We start from the raw sequence: 15,164 nt of genomic DNA on the forward strand, positions 1-15,164 counted from the left end.
CAGCTCTTCACCCGGCCGCCCGGCTACCAGAGCACGTTCTCCTGGCTGGTCACCGGCATGCTCCGCAACCCCCGCGGTCTGATTGCCGCGCTGCTCACCACCTGGTTCAACCTGCCGGCCGGCGTCCTTCTCGGTGGCATCGGCATGGTGGCCGGTGGCATCACCGGGTACGTCGGCGGTGCGTTTGCCGGCCACGAGCAGGCGAGCTCGCTGGCCGACAACATCCCGCTCCTCAACAGCCTGCTCGGCAGTGCCCTCCTCCAGGGAGGCGGCATCATCGGCATGCTGGTGGGTATCGCGGCCGGTGCCATCGGCGGCTTCCTGGTGGGCTTCCTGCTCCCCTGGATCTTCATCGCCGCGGCGAGCCCGATCGAGGGCGTCGGACGCTTCCTCGGCCAGCTCCTCGTCGCCGCGCTGTGCGGCTTCCTCTACACGATGTACCACATCGCCGCCGAGAGCTGGATCTTCCGGCTCTACGGAGCGCGGCAGCCCAGCCGCCGGGAGCGCGAGCTGATCGAGCCGGTCCTGGAGGACTGCGCCCGCCGGATGGGCCTCACCTCGCTGCCACGACTCCTGATGTCCGACGACCGGGGCCCGAACGCCGCCGCCGGGGCGCGGCACATCATCGTGAACCGCGGGTTCCTCGAGCACTTCGAGTACGAACGAGAGCCATTGGCCGGCGTGCTCTGCCACGAACTGACGCACTGGCGCAACGCGGACTCGATCTCGAACATGTTCATCCGCGGTGTGGCGCTTCCCCTCTACTTGGCGTACACGGCCTGTGCCTGGCTGCTCCAGATGACCCGTGGCACCATCGCGTTCGTCATCATGCTCATGACCTGGCCGATCCTGGTCAGCATCCGCTACGTCCTGATGCCGCTCCAGGCCGCCGGCTCGCGCGCCGCGGAGTACCGGGCCGACCAGGGAGCGGTGTTCGCCGGTCACCGGGACGGCATCCGCCAGGTCCTCATCAAGTTCCGCGAGTCTTTCGACGGCGCGAGCAGCGGATGGGACCTGGCCATCCTGGGCACTCACCCGCCCAACGAGCTGCGGCTCGAGCGCGTCGAGGAGCCAGGCATCGCGTACCCGTTGCCTGATGCCGGCGGCCCCACCGAGCCGACACCGGTCATCATCACCGGGTCGCTGGCGAGGGACTGATGAACGCTTCCTGGCCGCCGATCCCGCCGTTCGGTCTCGAGCCACGCCGTCAGGTGTTCCTCGGTTGGGACGCGCACGGCGGCTACAAGCGCTGCTGGAGCGCACCCGAAGACTCGGTCGGCATCGTCGGCCCACCGCGCTACGGCAAGACCTCCGGCCTGATCATCCCGTCGGTGATGTGGTGGGAGGGACCAGTCGTCTGTACGTCGACCCGCGGCGACATCCTCGGATTCACCGGAGACCGCCGGCGAGCGCTCGCAGCACCGTACGGGGGTTCTGTTCGTGTCTATGACCCCTTCGGCAGCGAGTTCCCGGAGCTGTCGATGCGGTGGTCGCCGTTGGCTGACTGCGAGAATCCGTCAGTCTGCTATCGCCGGGTCGCGGCGATGACAGCCGTTGCAGGGCAGGGTGTTTCGGACGGGGACCACTGGCGCGGCGGCGCCGCGGCGATCCTGCGCGCGTACTTCCATGCAGCGGCGTTGGAGGGTTTGCCGATCTCCGTCGTACGGCGTTGGCTCACAGCGCAGGAGACCCGCGACCCAACGGCGATTCTGCGACTGTCCTCGAGCCCCGGGGCCATGTGGGCCGACGATCTGGACGCGGTCAAGCTTCTCGGCGACCGGGAACGCGGCAGCTTCTACTCGGTCGCCCGCAATACGTTGGAAGCAACGTCCGAGCCGACCGTCCTCGCGTCGTGTTCGCAGAACGACCTGGACATCGACCAGTTCCTCGAGAGCCGGTCGTCGCTGTTCATCATCGGTCCCTCCCACCAGCAGCAGGCGATCGCCCCGCTGATGGCCGGCCTCGTCGACAGCATCGCGCAACGCGCGTCCGAGTTGGCTGCTGCTCGCGGTGGCCGGCTCGACCCGCCACTGCTGCTGGCTCTCGACGAGATCGCCAACATCGCCCCGCTACAGAGCCTCCCCTCGCTCGTGAGCGAAGGCGGCGGCCGCGGCATCATCACCCTCTGGGCCACCCAATCCCTTGCCCAGTTGAGGAATCGGTACGGCGTAGAACAGCAGGCCGCCATCCTCGCCGCCACCACCGCCAAACTCATCTTCGGCGGCATGTCCAACGGCGAAGACCTGCACAACATCTCCTCCTGGGCCGGCGAAGAACGCCAGTCCAACACCAGCACCCAACTAGGCCCCCAAGGCGCCCCGCCCAGCACCGGCTTCGGCACCGGCCCCACCGGCGTAGGCGGCAACCCCAACACCCAGAACACCACCATCGGCACCATCTACCGCCCCGCCCTCCCCATCAACGCCATCCAAATGCTCCCCCCGTTCCACGCCTGGCTCTTCTGGCGCAGCGACCCACCCTTCCAAGTAGAGTCCCGCCCCGCCGGCGCCATCCCAGAATTCGCAAACCTCAAAGGCTTCACCCATGACCGCTGACAACTACGAGTACCTGGCCAGAGTCTTCGCGGCAGGCGGCGAGTCAGCAGACCGCCCCAGCGGTCTATGGCGGCACCGCGGCAACGCCTTCGAGTACCTGTCGATGGTGGACTGGGCTTGGCATCCACAGGGCGACGTCCTGCTGCCGCACCCGGACCTCCGGGTGGTGATCTCGACCGAACAGGCAGAGCTACTGCTCGCCGATCGCCAGCGGTTCGCGAAGTACTGGGTAGAACGCCTCAGCCCAGCAAAGGGCGATCTCTACGAGGACATCCTGGTGTATCGGCTGCTCCGCAGCCCCGAGCGCCTGGTCGAAGAGGGATTCGGCCGCGCCAACATCTGGGCTCCGACAGACACCATCAAAAGATTCCGGGTAGGTGGACCGCACGACGTGCCCGACCTGGAGCCGATCGATCGAAACACGGCCGAGCGGCTGATCCAGGAGACCCGCGGAATCAGCGGCGCCACCGACCTCCATCAGAAGGGATCCACCGCATGACCACCGACGACTACGAGTACCTTGCAGAGGTTTGGCCGAACCAGAAAGTATCCTCCCCGAGCGCGCTGTGGCGTACGGGTGGCGCCGAGCCTGAGTACCTGTCGTTGCTCGACTGGGAATGGCACGCGGGCGCTAAGGAATTCAGAGCCCGCCCGGACGGGACCTTCGTCGCAATCACTGCGGACGAGGCCCAAGCCCTGGAGTCCGACCGGCAACGCCTCGTCCGCTACTGGTCGTACCAGATCCCCAACGACGAAGCCGAGCCCACGAGAGAGAACCAGGTCTACCGGCGGCGCAGCAGCCCCGAGAAAATCCTGGACGAGGTGTTCGGGCAAGACAACGAATGGGTCCGCACGCCGGTCATCCGCGAATTCACCCTTGGATCTCCGGCAGACCGCCCTGACCTCGTTGCCATCGACCAGGCAGCGGCCGAGCAGCTGATCCAGCAGACACGCGGTATCACGGGGGCCACGGAGCTGTGAGCTCACCGTGGTACGGCGTCGCCCACGAGGAAGGCCTGGAGCTGTCCGGGCCGCAGAACCGCGCAGTCGAGAAGGCTCTCGCGGAGGCGAAAGGTCGCCAGCACGACCTCGATGTGGTGATGTCGGGTTTGGCCGGAGGACTCACCGAGCTCGGTGGTGAGCTGGTCGGCCAGAAGTACTCGTTGAAGAGTCTCGACTCGGCCCGGAGCAAGATCGCCCGCAAGGGGCTCGCGAAGGACGACACCAAGATCGCCCGGTTCACCTACGACTTCAACCGCTACACGATGACGTTCCCGGCCGACCGGTACGCCGACGGTGCGCAGGCGACCTTCGACGGTCTCGAGGCTCAAGGGTTCCGGCCGGAAGACAAGAAGAACCTGTGGAAGCAGCCGGACTACAAGGGCTTCAACACCACCTGGAGTACGCCGGACGGACACAAGTTCGAGCTGCAGATCCACACGCCGGGAAGCTGGGCGGCCAAAGAGCACAACCACCTGCTGTACGAGATCGGCCGCGGCGGCGACCTCGACGAACCGCAGGAGCGAGCCGTGCAGTACATGCAGGCCGAGCGCTACGTGGACGTCGAAGAACCGCCGGGACACGACAACGTCATCCCTGCACTGGACGAGCCGGAGGAGCCACCGCGCCAGCCGACCGAGGAAGTCCGACAGCAGGTCAACGACAAGATCGAAGCGCTGGAAGCGCTGAAGGCCGACGCCGCCCGGCTACGGGAACAGGCGGACCGCGAGCGCGAGGAACAGGAGCGCGAGGAACGTGAACGCGAGCGGGATCGACTTCGTGATCGAGGAGATGATCGATCTGAAGAACCGGGACGGGATCCTGGTGCTGGGGAGGTTGAGGACGGGAGTGATCTCGGGCGGGATGACTCTGGTGACGCGGACGACGCGGTGGCCGGTGCGGATCCTGGGACTGGAGTTCCCGACGCCACGGACCGTGGGGACGAACAGGGTGACGTTGCGGATCCATCGGGAGGACGCGGCGGCGATCGCGGCGGGGACGACGTTGATCAGCCCGGTCTGAACGATCCTGAGCAGGGCGCCGATGAGCAGGCTCGGGCTGAGGAAGTCGCGCGGGCCAAGTCGGAGGAGAAGCAGCAGGACGACACCGCGGCTGGGGACGACGCGGCGCAGCGTCGAGAAGATGAGAACGCTCAGGCCAAAGCCGACGAAACCGAACAACAGCAGGACGAAGCCGGTACGACCCAGGAGGACGAGCAGACCCGGGCCGACCAGCAGCGCGAGAACCAGCAGGAGGAAACCGAGGCTGGGGACGACGCTGCTCGGCGCGAGGAGGAACAAGCTCAAGCCGACGACGGGACCGAACAGCAGAATCAGCAGGACGAGGCTCAGGGCGACGCGCAGCAGAATCAGGAGACCGTCGAGCAGCAGCAGGAAGAGCAGACTCGGCAGGACGAAACTGAGGCTGGGAACGAGGAAGCTCAGGCCGGCGCCGATTCGGGGCGTGGGGATGAGCAGGGCACGGATCGTGTCGAGGAGAAGGCTGACGAGGGTACGGCGGCTGAGTCGGAGGGTCAGGCTGATCCGGGGGCGGAGCAACAGCCGGAGGCTGGGCCGGAGCAGCAGGCCGAGACTGGAGCCGAGACTCAACCCGAGGCCGGCACTGAGACGCAGCCTGACGCCGGCACCGAGACACAACCTGATGCCGGCGCCGAGACGCAGGCCGAAGCTGGCACTGAGACACAAGCCGAGGCTGGCGCTGAGACACAAGCTGAGGGTGGTCAAGGTGAGGCGGGCGAGGCTGCGGGTGGGTATGAGGAGCAGGCGGCTGCGGATGATGCTCGGGTGGCGGACTCGATGGAGAGTTCTGGTGGGGACGAGGGGTATTCGGAGTCGGGTTACTCGGCTGACGACAGTTCTGCTGGTGATGACATGGGGAGGGAGTGAGCGTGGCTACGCCGCCCTGGGTTTGGGATGAGAAGGACGCAGCGGTTCGGGAGAAGTCCTGGGATGAGCTTGCGGGTTGGGTTGCTTGGCTTGAGGAGGCCTATGCGCCTTGGGTTTTGCTGCCGCCTTGCTGGCCTGTGCATGAGGGGCTTCGGGTCGAGTTGACGATGTACTGGTACTGGCATCGGTGGGTGATGTCGGCGGCCGTGAATCCGATCGACGGGGTGCGGTGGCATCACGAGGTACGGCGGTCGGCGGCGGCGTGGCGGGAGTTGGCTACGTGCCGGCATGAGCCGCCGGTGGCGCACCACGGGCAGATCATGGCGGCCCGGTTGGCGAAGCGCGACGAGTTCCTCGCCCAGGCACGTCGTACTGAGGAGGCATGATGGTGCAGACGCAGAGCAGTCCACCGGTGAGTCCGTTCGTCGAGCCGTGGCGACCGTCGCCGCGGGCGAAGACCGTCATCGCGTTGGTGGCAGCGGGAGTTGTGGTGCTGTGTGCCGCGACTTACGTGGTGCAACGGGTTTGGCTGACGCCCGAGGCCGCGGTCGAGGGATACTTCGGCGCACTTGAGGATCGCGATGCCACGAAGGCCGCGTCGTATATCAAGGACAGCAACACGTCGATCAGCGACATCCTGAAGTCGGAGCAGTACGTCCCACCCACCAAGCTGAAGGTCGACAAGGTCGAGGGCGACGATGCCAAGACCGCGAAGGTCAGCTTCTTCATCGGCGACAAGCAGGTCAGTGGCGAGATTCCCCTGCACCACAAGGAGAAATTGACGCTCGGTCTCTTCCGCGGCTGGGGTATCAACGGCGACCGGCCGTCGATCCAGATCAGTGCGGCGGCCCCGGTCGACGTACAGGTCAATGGGAAACCGCTGCCGGAGGATGCCAAGGAGTCGCGCCTGCTCCAGGTCTTTCCCGGCCGGTACGTCGTGAGTGTCGCGGAGAACCAACTGCTGGAGAGCACTCCGATCACGGTCGACGCCGGTTTCGGGGAGAACGAGGTGACCTTGGAGCCGAGGATCAAAGCCACTGCCCAATCCGCAGCGGAGGCCCAGGTCAAGGAGTACCTGAACGGTTGCGTGACCAAGAACGTGGAGACCTGCCCGTTCACGTCCTCGATCACCAAGCCGGTCTGGAAGATCGACACCTACCCGACGCTCGAGCTGCGCATCGGTGACGACGGCGCGGTGGTTGTCGAGACGAAGAGCAGCGGCAAGGCAACCGTCACCGGCACCGGGTACGGCGGCTATCCGGTCAACGATCAGCCGTCGTTCACGGTGGCGGGGTTGCTCATCGTCGAGCAGGGCAAGCTGAAGTTCCAGCCGGAGTCGTGATGAGCCAACCGACGTCCCGCAAGATCGCGGTCATTGCGTTCGCCGCCAATCTGGTGGTGTGCGCGCTGATCGGCACGAGTCTGCTCCTGATCCGCTCACCCTCCGGTACGGCGGATGCCGCCGTACCGGAGCCGTTGCCGAGTACGCCGGCTGCCTCGACGTCGTCGATCCCGACAACCCCCAGCGAGCCGCCGTCGAGCACACCGGCGACCACGCCTGCAGGGTTCAAGGACGTGTCCGGACCGGGCGGAGTCGTCACCAGGATTCCGAGCAACTGGCAGGCGAAGGTCCGCGACGGCAAGACCGACACCCAGGCGACGGATCCAGCGCAGCCGACCAGTTTCCTGCGGTACGGCGGTTCGCAGTCGCCGAGCCAGCCGTTGATCGACGTGATGCGCAATGCCGAGCGGAACTTCAGCACGCAGTACTTGGGCTACAAGCTGATCACTCTGCAGCCGCAAACGTGGCGTGAGCACGAGGCAGTGACGTGGAGCTTCGAGTTCGACACCCCCGATGGCCGCAAGCATGTGGAGTCGGTCTACTGGCGCGCCGGACAGAACGACTATGTGCTCTACGCCTCCGCGCTGGCCTCGAACTGGCCGGCCATGAAGGAGATCTACACCACCGCCTACGATGCGGCCCAGCCGTGAGACCGGGACTGAACCAGTGACAGTGCACCCCGATGAGGACCCCGCCGCCACAGTTGAGCGGATGCATCAAGCGTTGCTCGCTCAGCCGGACAACAACGAGCTGCGCGTGGACCTGGCCTGGGCGATCAGGCGGATGACTGAGGCGTCGCTCGCGCTCACGATCTACGAGGTGCGACTGATCGCGAGTGAGCAGCAGCGCGCGATGTGCCGAGAGGCGGCGGCGCGGATCCTCGAGTTGGCGCCGTGGGACGACGAACTGCGGACGTTCGCGAACGGTCTGGCCGCCGAGGTCGAGAGCGGCGGCCAGTGGGTCTGGCAGAGCCGGTCGACGGCGATCGCGCTGGCGGTCTGCGCAATCGTCGTCGGGCTCGGATTGGTCGTGACCGGTGGGCTCACCGGCGATGTCGTGATCATCGTCATCGCCGGTGTGGTCAGCAGCGCGGCCCTCGCCGGCATCGTGCTCGCGTTCCGCCGCCAAAGCTGGCAGGTTGCGGCCCGCGCCGCCGCCCCGGTCATCCAGTACGCCGGAATCTAGTCGCAGCTGCGTTGAGCGGCGTACAGATCTGGTACGGCGGGAGCGGCGCCTAGAAGGTAGGTGCCGTTCTCGAGGTCGCCTTGGAAGTCTCTCGGTAGACCGCTGCCCGATGCGGTCAGGCCTTGCAGACCTACGGTGACTGAGCGTGGGGCCACGTCGGCGAGGTGGATCGCATACGGCGTGTTCGTCGTGATGCGGACGTTCCAGTGGGCGATGCGCGCGCCGAAGAGCGGGCCGGAGGCTGCGGAGCCGCCGACTCGGCCGTTGTTGACCAGCGTGATGTCGGTGCGGACGTTCTCGAAGGGCATGGCTCGGTGGGTGTCGAAGGTGCCTTCGGCCATGGTGCCGCGGCGCCAGACGTTGCCGGCGGAGAGGCCTTCGAGGTTGAGGCCGTGATGCAGGGCGCCGGACGGCAAGGGGACGGTGAACTGTTCGATCTCGAAGCCGTCGACGAGGTTGTCGTGGGATTGCATGCGGCAGGCGAAGCTGTGGTGGGCGGAGCGGCCGCCGACGGCGACGTTGGTCAGGGTGACCGCTTTGGTGGTGGTGAAGCCGAAGCCGAGATCGCAGTTCTCGACCCGTACGTCGTCCGCCCAGCAATCGTGAACGGCCTGGAAACACAGCCCGTTCGAGCCTGGGTGCCGGTTGTGGATGGTCATCGGGCGGAGTTCGTTGCGGATCGTGAGGGACTCGATGCCGACGTCGTGGACGGTCGGGCCGATCTCTCGCAGCCGCGACGGCCAACTCGGCCGAAGGTCGTAGCGCAGCGGTTGAGCCAGTCGAACGAGCCGCTCGCCAAGGACGGCCTCGATGCGGACCGGCCACTGCAACGATGCGTACTGGATGTACTGCCCGCCTGAGCCAGCGGTCAGTTGCGGAGCACGCGTCGGCCAGTCATAGCTTGAAGCGCCGGCCACATCGCCGGTCAGATGCTTGAGTACGCCGGCGTCGGCCGGGTTGTCTGTCTCCAGTACGACGAGATCGCCAGCCGCGAGGTTTTCCGTCGAGTCGACGAGCAGCGTGCGTTGGCCGCGCGACGCGGCGCCGACTGTGGCGAGCGTGTCGCCGAGCAGCCAGCCTTCGGAGGCGGCGTAGTCCTCGGCCTCGGACTTGGCCTTGCGTTCGGCCGGCATCACCCAGATCTGGCCGCCGGTCCAGGACCACCGACTCTGCAGGCTGGGTTGGAGATTCGGCCGGTACGACTCCTCGAGCGGCTTGGTGAAGTGCAGGATCGTGCGGTTCCGGCCGGCGCCTTTCAGGACGACATTCGACCAGTGGATCCACAGCGGGGAATCCAGGCGATAAGTCCCAGCCGGTACGACGACTGTGCCCCCACCCCGCTCACCGGCGTACCGGAGTGCTGCGGTGAAGGCGGCCGCAGCGTCAGTCCCCGGGCGTGCGCCGAAGTCGGTGACGTTCGCGACTACGCGTGGGCGGCGCGGGCGGTCGCCGCCGCGGTAACCGGCGTGCGAGATGTCGGGGATGAGCGGATGCGTACCGGGCGCGGCAGCCCACTCGTCGATCAGTTGGCTGGAGAGGTCAGCTGGTCGTCGACTGGCTGAAGCAGTGGTTGGAGCGGTGATGAGACCAGCAGCAGGTGCCGCCACGGCAGTACCAAGCAGCATTCGACGGCTGAAGCGGGAAGACATGGGCGAACTCCTCGGGCGGGAGGTTTCGTGGGGCGGAAGTCAGTTTCATCACGTGGACCCGTGACTGACAAGAGGTCGCCGGTTCCGGAACCTGGGGCGGCGTGGTAGTTTAATAGTGAACTACCCAAGCCGAAGGAGGACCCGATGCAGTTCGGGGTGTTCAGCGTCAGTGACGTGACCGAGGATCCGACCACCGGGAAGACGGTGAGCGAGGCCGAGCGGATCAAGTCGATGGTGGCGATCGCACTGAAGGCCGAAGAGGTCGGGCTGGACGTGTTCGCGACCGGGGAGCACCACAACCCGCCGTTCGTGGCGTCGTCGCCGACGACCATGCTCGGGTTCATCGCGGCGCAGACCTCGAAGCTGATCCTGTCGACCTCGACGACGCTGATCACGACGAACGACCCGGTGAAGATCGCCGAGGACTTCGCGATGCTGCAGCACCTCGCCGACGGTCGCGTCGACCTGATGATGGGCCGCGGCAACACCGGCCCGGTCTACCCGTGGTTCGGCCAGGACATCCGCAACGGGATCGCGCTCGCGGTCGAGAACTATGCGCTGCTGCGCCGCCTCTGGCGCGAAGACGTCGTCGACTGGGAGGGCAAGTTCCGTACGCCGCTCCAAGGGTTCACGGCGACTCCGCGGCCGCTGGACGGCGTACCGCCGTTCGTGTGGCACGGTTCGATTCGCTCACCGGAGATCGCGGAGCAGGCGGCGTACTACGGCGACGGGTTCTTCCACAACAACATCTTCTGGCCGGTCACGCACACCAAGCAGATGATCGACCTGTACCGGCGGCGGTTCGAGCACTATGGACACGGCGCTGCGGACCAAGCGATCGTCGGACTCGGCGGGCAGGTGTTCATGCGCAAGAACTCGCAGGACGCCGTACGGGAGTTCCGGCCGTACTTCGACAACGCACCGGTGTATGGGCACGGGCCTTCGCTGGAGGACTTCACGCGCGAAACGCCTTTGACGGTTGGGAGTCCGCAGGAGGTCATCGAGCGGACACTGTCATTCCGGGAGCACTTCGGTGACTACCAGCGGCAGCTGTTCTTGATCGACCATGCCGGATTGCCGTTGAAGACTGTGTTGGAGCAGCTGGATATCCTTGGCGAAGAGGTGATTCCCGTGCTGCGCAAGGAGTTTGCGGCCTTGAAGCCGGCGCATGTGCCGGATGCGCCGACCCACGAATCGCTGAAGACCGCGGCTGCGCGGGCACGTGATCTGGAGACGCTATGACCGAGCGAGTCATCGCCGTCGTGACGGCCGGGCTGACGACACCGTCGTCTTCCCGGCTGCTCGCCGACCAGCTGGCGACCGCCGTACATGATGAGTTGGCGGCGCGCGGGCAGACGTCGCGCACCGAGGTGATCGAGGTGCGCGACTACGCGCACGATCTCACCAACAACCTGCTGACCGGGTTTCCGTCGGCCGCGCTGGAGAAGGCCCTCACGACGGTCGCGAACGCCGATGCTCTGATCGTGGTCTCGCCGACATTTTCGGCGTCGTACAGCGGTCTGTTCAAGATGTTCTTCGATGTCCTGGACGACAAGGCGCTGGCCGGCAAGCCGGTCCTGCTGGGCGCGACCGGCGGCACCGAGCGGCATTCCCTGGTGCTCGACTTCGCCCTCCGCCCGCTCTTCGCTTACCTCAAAGCGATGCCAGTCCCGACCGGCGTCTACGCCGCATCCACCGACTGGGGCCCCAACGCGGCGACCCTCCGCCCCCGCATCACCCAGGCCGCGACCGAGCTCGTCGCCACCCTCCACCACGACACCCCGGTCAAGCCGGACCCGTACGCCAACCCGACCCCGTTCGAGGACCTGCTGAATAGCTGATACTTGGGGCATGCAGATCGTCGGGCGCTACGTCATCGCGGCGGTAGGCCAATGAAGCGATGGGCAGCATTCTTCTTCGCGCTGAGCGCTGTCGCGCTCGCGGCTGGGCTGCTCACGCTGACATCGGACCACCGGCAGGAGGGCGCGCCGACAACCGTCGAGGCGCTCACCCACGAGACGCCGGCGAACTCGGGCACGAACGGCCGCGGCTATCTGATCGCGGCCGGCACCTCAGCTTTGATCGGCCTTGCCCTGGTGGTCCTCCGGACGCGAGGCGATCAGCAAGGCAATCCCGTCAAGGATCCGATCCAGCCCGAACGCTAAGGCGTGGTTTGAGTCCATCGCGGCCTGGAAGTGTTCGCCGACTGAGGTTCCGACGCGGCCGGCGGTGGGGAAGGCGACGCTCGAACCGGACATGACGTGGGTGAGGGTGGGCGAGATCTGGCGCCACCACTCCTCGTCGGACAGGCCGGAGTCGCGTTGGGTGCGGAGGTGCTCGGCGCCCGCGCGCGCCGTACCGGTGACGTGGGTGAGGACCAGGGCGAGCGCTGAGTCCATCTCGACGTCGGTCAGGCCGACACCGTCGAGGGGGCGGAGCTCGGCTTCGTACTTCAGCGTGATGTTCGGCCCCAGCGCCGCGCGCATTGTCGGGACCTCGTGGATCCACGGGTGCCGAACCAGTACGTCGAAGTTGCGGTGCGCGATGAACTCCAGCGCCGCCCGCCAATCCGGCTGACGCGCGGCCTCGTCCACGTCGGCGTACAGATCGCCGTACACGTGGTCGAACATCAGGTCGGTGAGCTCGCCCTTGCCGGGGACGTGGGTGTAGAGCGTCATCGTGCCGGCCTTCAGCCGCTCGGCGATCACCCGCATCGAGACGGCCTCGAGCCCCTCCGCGTCGGCGAGCTCGATCGCGGCGTCGACGATCGCGCGCACGGTCAGACCGGAGCGCCCGGGCTTGGCGTGACTGCCCCAGAGCAGCGCCAGACTGCGCGCCGGATCGGCCGCCGCCACCTTTTTTCCAGCCACCGGAACAAACTCCCACCGCTCGTCGTTGCATCGATGGTACCTGAGTCGTACGGTGTACGGTACAGTCTACGGCTCAACCCTGAACGAGAGGTGGGAAGTGACGAAGCAACAGGTGATCGAGGCTGCCAACGTGCGGAAGAACTATCGCGGCGGCACCGAGGGGGCAGGCCTGAACGGCTTCGATCTCGAAGTCACCGCCGGAACCGTGACGGGCCTGCTCGGCCCCAACGGCGCCGGCAAGACCACAGCTGTGCGGATCCTGTCCACACTGCTCAAACTGGATTCCGGTACGGCGTCCGTCGCCGGGTACGACGTGAGTCGCCAAGGAGCCGAGGTGCGGCGGCGGATCGGGCTCGTCGGGCAGTACGCGGCGATCGACGAGGTGCTGACCGGTCGGCAGAACCTGGTCATGTTCGGCCGGCTTAACCATCTCGGCCACACCAAGTCGGTACGACGAGCTGACGAGCTCCTGGAGCGATTCAGCCTGACCGCAGCGGCCGGGCAATCGGTCGGGAAGTATTCCGGCGGAATGCGCCGACGCCTCGACCTGGCCGCCAGCCTGATCGTCGCGCCGACCGTCCTGTTCGTGGACGAACCCACGACCGGGCTCGACCCGGCCGGCCGCCTCGAGGTGTGGACGGCCATCCGGCAACTCGTCGACAACGGCACGACCGTGTTGCTGACCACGCAGTACCTGGAGGAGGCGGATCAGCTGGCGAACCGGATCTCGATGCTGAAGGACGGCAAGGTCGTCGCGGAAGGAACGCCGGACGCGCTGAAGGCCCAGCTCGGATCGGACTGGCTCGATCTGGTGCTCGTGGACCCGGCCGAGGTCACTCAGGTCCTGGGCTTGGCCGAGCCGATCACAAACGGAGAGATCAAGGTCGAGGGGAATCGGGTCAGCATTCCGGTCAAGGATCGCACCCGGGCATTGACGATCATGGCCAACTCGTTGCATGAGGCAAGAATTGAACCGGAGGACATCACGTTACGCAGACCGACGTTGGACGAAGTGTTCCTGCACCTGACCGGAGCGTCGGCATGACTGCCCTCGGGTGGGCCATTGCCGACGGCTGGACGATCACCCGCCGAGCCCTGACGCATTGGCGGATGCAGCCCGGATTGATGTTGTTCGCCTGGTTCTTCCCGGTACTGATGCTGCTGATCTTCGGCAGTCTGCTGGGCGGCGCGATGGAAACCCCCGAGGGCTCGTCGTATTACGAGCTGCTGGTTCCGGGCATCTTCGCGCTGACCATGCTGTTCGGGCTCGAGGGCACGATGACCGCCGTCACGCAGGACAAGGACAAGGGCGTGACCGACCGGTTCCGCTCCCTCCCGATGAGCTCGGCCGCGGTCGTGCTCGGCCGATGCATGGCGGACATGCTCGACACGATCGTGGCCCTCGCCGTACTGACTGGTGCCGGACTTGCTCTCGGTTGGCGCTGGCATGACGGGTTGCCGTCCGCGCTGGCAGCGTTCGGTCTGCTGCTCCTGCTGCGTTTCGCCTTGCTGTGGGTCGGAATCTTCATCGGGCTGTCCGTGAAGAACGCCCAGAGCATCACCGCCGTACAGGTGCTGGTGTGGCCGGTCGGCTTCCTGTCGAGCGCCTTCGTCGCCACCTCCACGATGCCGGCCTGGCTGGGCACGATCGCCCAGTGGAACCCGTTGTCCGCAGCGGCCACCGCATCCCGAACGCTTTTCGGCAACCCCGATCCGTCAACAACCGCCACCTGGATCGGTAGTCACTCGGTCCTGATGGCGATCATCGCGCCCCTGGTTCTGACCGCGATCTTCCTGCCCCTGTCCGCCTACCGCTACCGCACTTTGTCCCACTGAGCTGGGGGGCTCCGGCGCACATCGCCGGAGCCCCTATGGCATCAGCTGGCCGCCGTTGACCTCGACAATCTGACCGGTCACGTACGACGCCATCCGCTCCGAGGCGAGGAACAGGACCGTGCCGACGCACTCATGCGGCGTACCGGTACGGCCCATCGGGATCGCGGTGATCATCGCCTTCATCTGCTCCTCCCCGGTGTGCCGGTCGTGGAACGGCGTACTGATCACGCCCGGCGAGATCGCGTTGACGCGGATCCCGTCCGGCGCCAGCTCCTTGGCCAAGCCGCGGGTGAACGTGCTGACCGCGCCCTTGCTGGTCGCGTACACAACCGATCCCCCACCACCGCCGTGCCGCCCGGCGATCGACGTGACGTTGACGATCGATCCGCTGCCCTGGGCGCGGAATACCGGCACGATCCGTCGGCTGAGCGCGAACACCGAGGTCAGGTTCACGTTCAGGATCCGCTGGAACTCCTCATCCGGTACGTCGGCAACCGGCGACCGGTTGACCAGATCGCCGGCGTTGTTCACCAGTACGTCGATCCGCCCGTGCTTGGCGATCACCGCGTCCACCAGCGCATCCGCCGACCCCGAATCCGCGAGATCGGCCTGGTGCAGAGACGCCGTACCGCCTGCTGTTTGGACCGCGGCCACCGTGTGCGCAGCGCCCTCGGCATTGCGGTGATAGTGCACCGCAACCGTGGCCCCCGTCTCCGCGAAACCGACCGCGACCGCAGCCCCGATCCCGCTACTAGCCCCCGTCACCAGCACAACCTGGTCCGTGAAATCGAGATATCCCATCCCCCCATCCTGCCAAACCC

The 15,164-nt window shown here is 66.5% G+C and carries 17 protein-coding genes; 14 read left to right on the plus strand and 3 right to left on the minus strand.

Features of this window, described 5'->3' with window-relative positions:
- Positions 1-57 precede the first annotated feature (57 nt).
- The 9 genes from E1263_RS30520 (at position 58) to E1263_RS30565 (ending at position 7,988) form a co-directional block, all read left to right on the plus strand.
- A complete protein-coding gene (locus E1263_RS30520) occupies positions 58-1,158 on the plus strand; it encodes a M48 family metalloprotease (RefSeq protein WP_165956796.1) in 1,101 nt (366 codons plus the stop codon).
- Complete coding sequence (locus E1263_RS30525) at positions 1,158-2,555, plus strand: type IV secretory system conjugative DNA transfer family protein (RefSeq protein WP_132173629.1); 1,398 nt, start codon at positions 1,158-1,160, stop codon at positions 2,553-2,555. The genes E1263_RS30520 and E1263_RS30525 overlap by 1 nt, the downstream gene beginning before the upstream one ends.
- Entirely contained in the window at positions 2,545-3,054 is a 510-nt protein-coding gene (locus E1263_RS30530; RefSeq protein ID WP_132173631.1) for a hypothetical protein, read from the plus strand. Before E1263_RS30525 ends, E1263_RS30530 begins: the two co-directional genes overlap by 11 nt.
- Positions 3,051-3,536 carry a hypothetical protein gene (locus E1263_RS30535; protein WP_132173633.1) on the plus strand — a complete coding sequence of 162 codons (486 nt, stop codon included), beginning with the start codon at positions 3,051-3,053 and terminating at the stop codon, positions 3,534-3,536. The genes E1263_RS30530 and E1263_RS30535 overlap by 4 nt, the downstream gene beginning before the upstream one ends.
- On the plus strand, positions 3,533-5,461 hold the full coding sequence (locus E1263_RS30540) for a hypothetical protein (protein WP_132173635.1): 1,929 nt from the start codon (positions 3,533-3,535) through the stop codon (positions 5,459-5,461). The genes E1263_RS30535 and E1263_RS30540 overlap by 4 nt, the downstream gene beginning before the upstream one ends.
- Before the next feature lie 2 nt (positions 5,462-5,463).
- Positions 5,464-5,847, plus strand: a complete 384-nt coding sequence (locus E1263_RS30545; protein WP_202869131.1) for a hypothetical protein — start codon at positions 5,464-5,466, stop codon at positions 5,845-5,847.
- Entirely contained in the window at positions 5,847-6,803 is a 957-nt protein-coding gene (locus tag E1263_RS30550; protein ID WP_132173639.1) for a hypothetical protein, read from the plus strand. Before E1263_RS30545 ends, E1263_RS30550 begins: the two co-directional genes overlap by 1 nt.
- Positions 6,803-7,453 carry a hypothetical protein gene (locus E1263_RS42915; protein WP_165956797.1) on the plus strand — a complete coding sequence of 217 codons (651 nt, stop codon included), beginning with the start codon at positions 6,803-6,805 and terminating at the stop codon, positions 7,451-7,453. Before E1263_RS30550 ends, E1263_RS42915 begins: the two co-directional genes overlap by 1 nt.
- Positions 7,454-7,514: 61 nt before the next feature.
- Complete coding sequence (locus tag E1263_RS30565) at positions 7,515-7,988, plus strand: hypothetical protein (protein ID WP_238161669.1); 474 nt, start codon at positions 7,515-7,517, stop codon at positions 7,986-7,988.
- Here E1263_RS30565 and E1263_RS30570 read toward each other — a convergent pair.
- Complete coding sequence (locus E1263_RS30570) at positions 7,985-9,637, minus strand: glycosyl hydrolase family 28-related protein (protein WP_132173647.1); 1,653 nt, start codon at positions 9,635-9,637, stop codon at positions 7,985-7,987. The two genes, E1263_RS30565 and E1263_RS30570, sit on opposite strands and share 4 nt — an antisense overlap.
- Positions 9,638-9,781: 144 nt before the next feature.
- Between E1263_RS30570 and E1263_RS30575 the strand changes: the two genes are divergently transcribed.
- Genes E1263_RS30575 through E1263_RS30585 form a run of 3 tightly spaced genes read left to right on the plus strand, consistent with a single transcriptional unit; the run spans position 9,782 to position 11,802 of the window.
- Positions 9,782-10,879: an LLM class flavin-dependent oxidoreductase gene (locus tag E1263_RS30575; protein ID WP_132173649.1), complete on the plus strand. Its 1,098-nt coding sequence runs from the start codon at positions 9,782-9,784 to the stop codon at positions 10,877-10,879.
- Positions 10,876-11,478 (plus strand): FMN reductase, encoded by a 603-nt coding sequence (locus tag E1263_RS30580; RefSeq protein ID WP_132173651.1) that lies wholly within the window; start codon positions 10,876-10,878, stop codon positions 11,476-11,478. The genes E1263_RS30575 and E1263_RS30580 overlap by 4 nt, the downstream gene beginning before the upstream one ends.
- Positions 11,479-11,529: 51 nt before the next feature.
- Positions 11,530-11,802, plus strand: a complete 273-nt coding sequence (locus E1263_RS30585; RefSeq protein ID WP_132173653.1) for a hypothetical protein — start codon at positions 11,530-11,532, stop codon at positions 11,800-11,802.
- Here E1263_RS30585 and E1263_RS30590 read toward each other — a convergent pair.
- Positions 11,710-12,507 (minus strand): TetR/AcrR family transcriptional regulator, encoded by a 798-nt coding sequence (locus tag E1263_RS30590; RefSeq protein WP_132173655.1) that lies wholly within the window; start codon positions 12,505-12,507, stop codon positions 11,710-11,712. The two genes, E1263_RS30585 and E1263_RS30590, sit on opposite strands and share 93 nt — an antisense overlap.
- Positions 12,508-12,604: 97 nt before the next feature.
- Here E1263_RS30590 and E1263_RS30595 point away from each other — a divergent pair, with 97 nt between their 5' ends.
- On the plus strand, positions 12,605-13,552 hold the full coding sequence (locus E1263_RS30595; protein WP_132173657.1) for an ATP-binding cassette domain-containing protein: 948 nt from the start codon (positions 12,605-12,607) through the stop codon (positions 13,550-13,552).
- Positions 13,549-14,343 (plus strand): ABC transporter permease, encoded by a 795-nt coding sequence (locus E1263_RS30600; protein WP_132173659.1) that lies wholly within the window; start codon positions 13,549-13,551, stop codon positions 14,341-14,343. The genes E1263_RS30595 and E1263_RS30600 overlap by 4 nt, the downstream gene beginning before the upstream one ends.
- A gap of 33 nt (positions 14,344-14,376) precedes the next feature.
- On the opposite strand, the gene E1263_RS30605 is transcribed toward E1263_RS30600, so the two are convergent.
- Positions 14,377-15,164 (minus strand): SDR family NAD(P)-dependent oxidoreductase (locus E1263_RS30605; protein WP_238161670.1); only part of this gene is annotated, 788 nt, incomplete at its 5' end.

This window comes from Kribbella antibiotica (genome assembly GCF_004349055.1).
GTDB classification, from domain to species: domain Bacteria; phylum Actinomycetota; class Actinomycetes; order Propionibacteriales; family Kribbellaceae; genus Kribbella; species Kribbella antibiotica.

Coding starts and splice junctions, on each gene's coding strand:
- E1263_RS30520 (WP_165956796.1), top strand. CDS start 58: ATGCTCCGCAACCCCCGCGGTCTGATTGCCGCGCTGCTCACCACCTGG.
- E1263_RS30525 (WP_132173629.1), top strand. CDS start 1,158: ATGAACGCTTCCTGGCCGCCGATCCCGCCGTTCGGTCTCGAGCCACGC.
- E1263_RS30530 (WP_132173631.1), top strand. CDS start 2,545: ATGACCGCTGACAACTACGAGTACCTGGCCAGAGTCTTCGCGGCAGGC.
- E1263_RS30535 (WP_132173633.1), top strand. CDS start 3,051: ATGACCACCGACGACTACGAGTACCTTGCAGAGGTTTGGCCGAACCAG.
- E1263_RS30550 (WP_132173639.1), top strand. CDS start 5,847: ATGGTGCAGACGCAGAGCAGTCCACCGGTGAGTCCGTTCGTCGAGCCG.
- E1263_RS42915 (WP_165956797.1), top strand. CDS start 6,803: ATGAGCCAACCGACGTCCCGCAAGATCGCGGTCATTGCGTTCGCCGCC.
- E1263_RS30565 (WP_238161669.1), top strand. CDS start 7,515: ATGCATCAAGCGTTGCTCGCTCAGCCGGACAACAACGAGCTGCGCGTG.
- E1263_RS30570 (WP_132173647.1), bottom strand. CDS start 9,637: ATGTCTTCCCGCTTCAGCCGTCGAATGCTGCTTGGTACTGCCGTGGCG.
- E1263_RS30575 (WP_132173649.1), top strand. CDS start 9,782: ATGCAGTTCGGGGTGTTCAGCGTCAGTGACGTGACCGAGGATCCGACC.
- E1263_RS30580 (WP_132173651.1), top strand. CDS start 10,876: ATGACCGAGCGAGTCATCGCCGTCGTGACGGCCGGGCTGACGACACCG.
- E1263_RS30585 (WP_132173653.1), top strand. CDS start 11,530: ATGAAGCGATGGGCAGCATTCTTCTTCGCGCTGAGCGCTGTCGCGCTC.
- E1263_RS30600 (WP_132173659.1), top strand. CDS start 13,549: ATGACTGCCCTCGGGTGGGCCATTGCCGACGGCTGGACGATCACCCGC.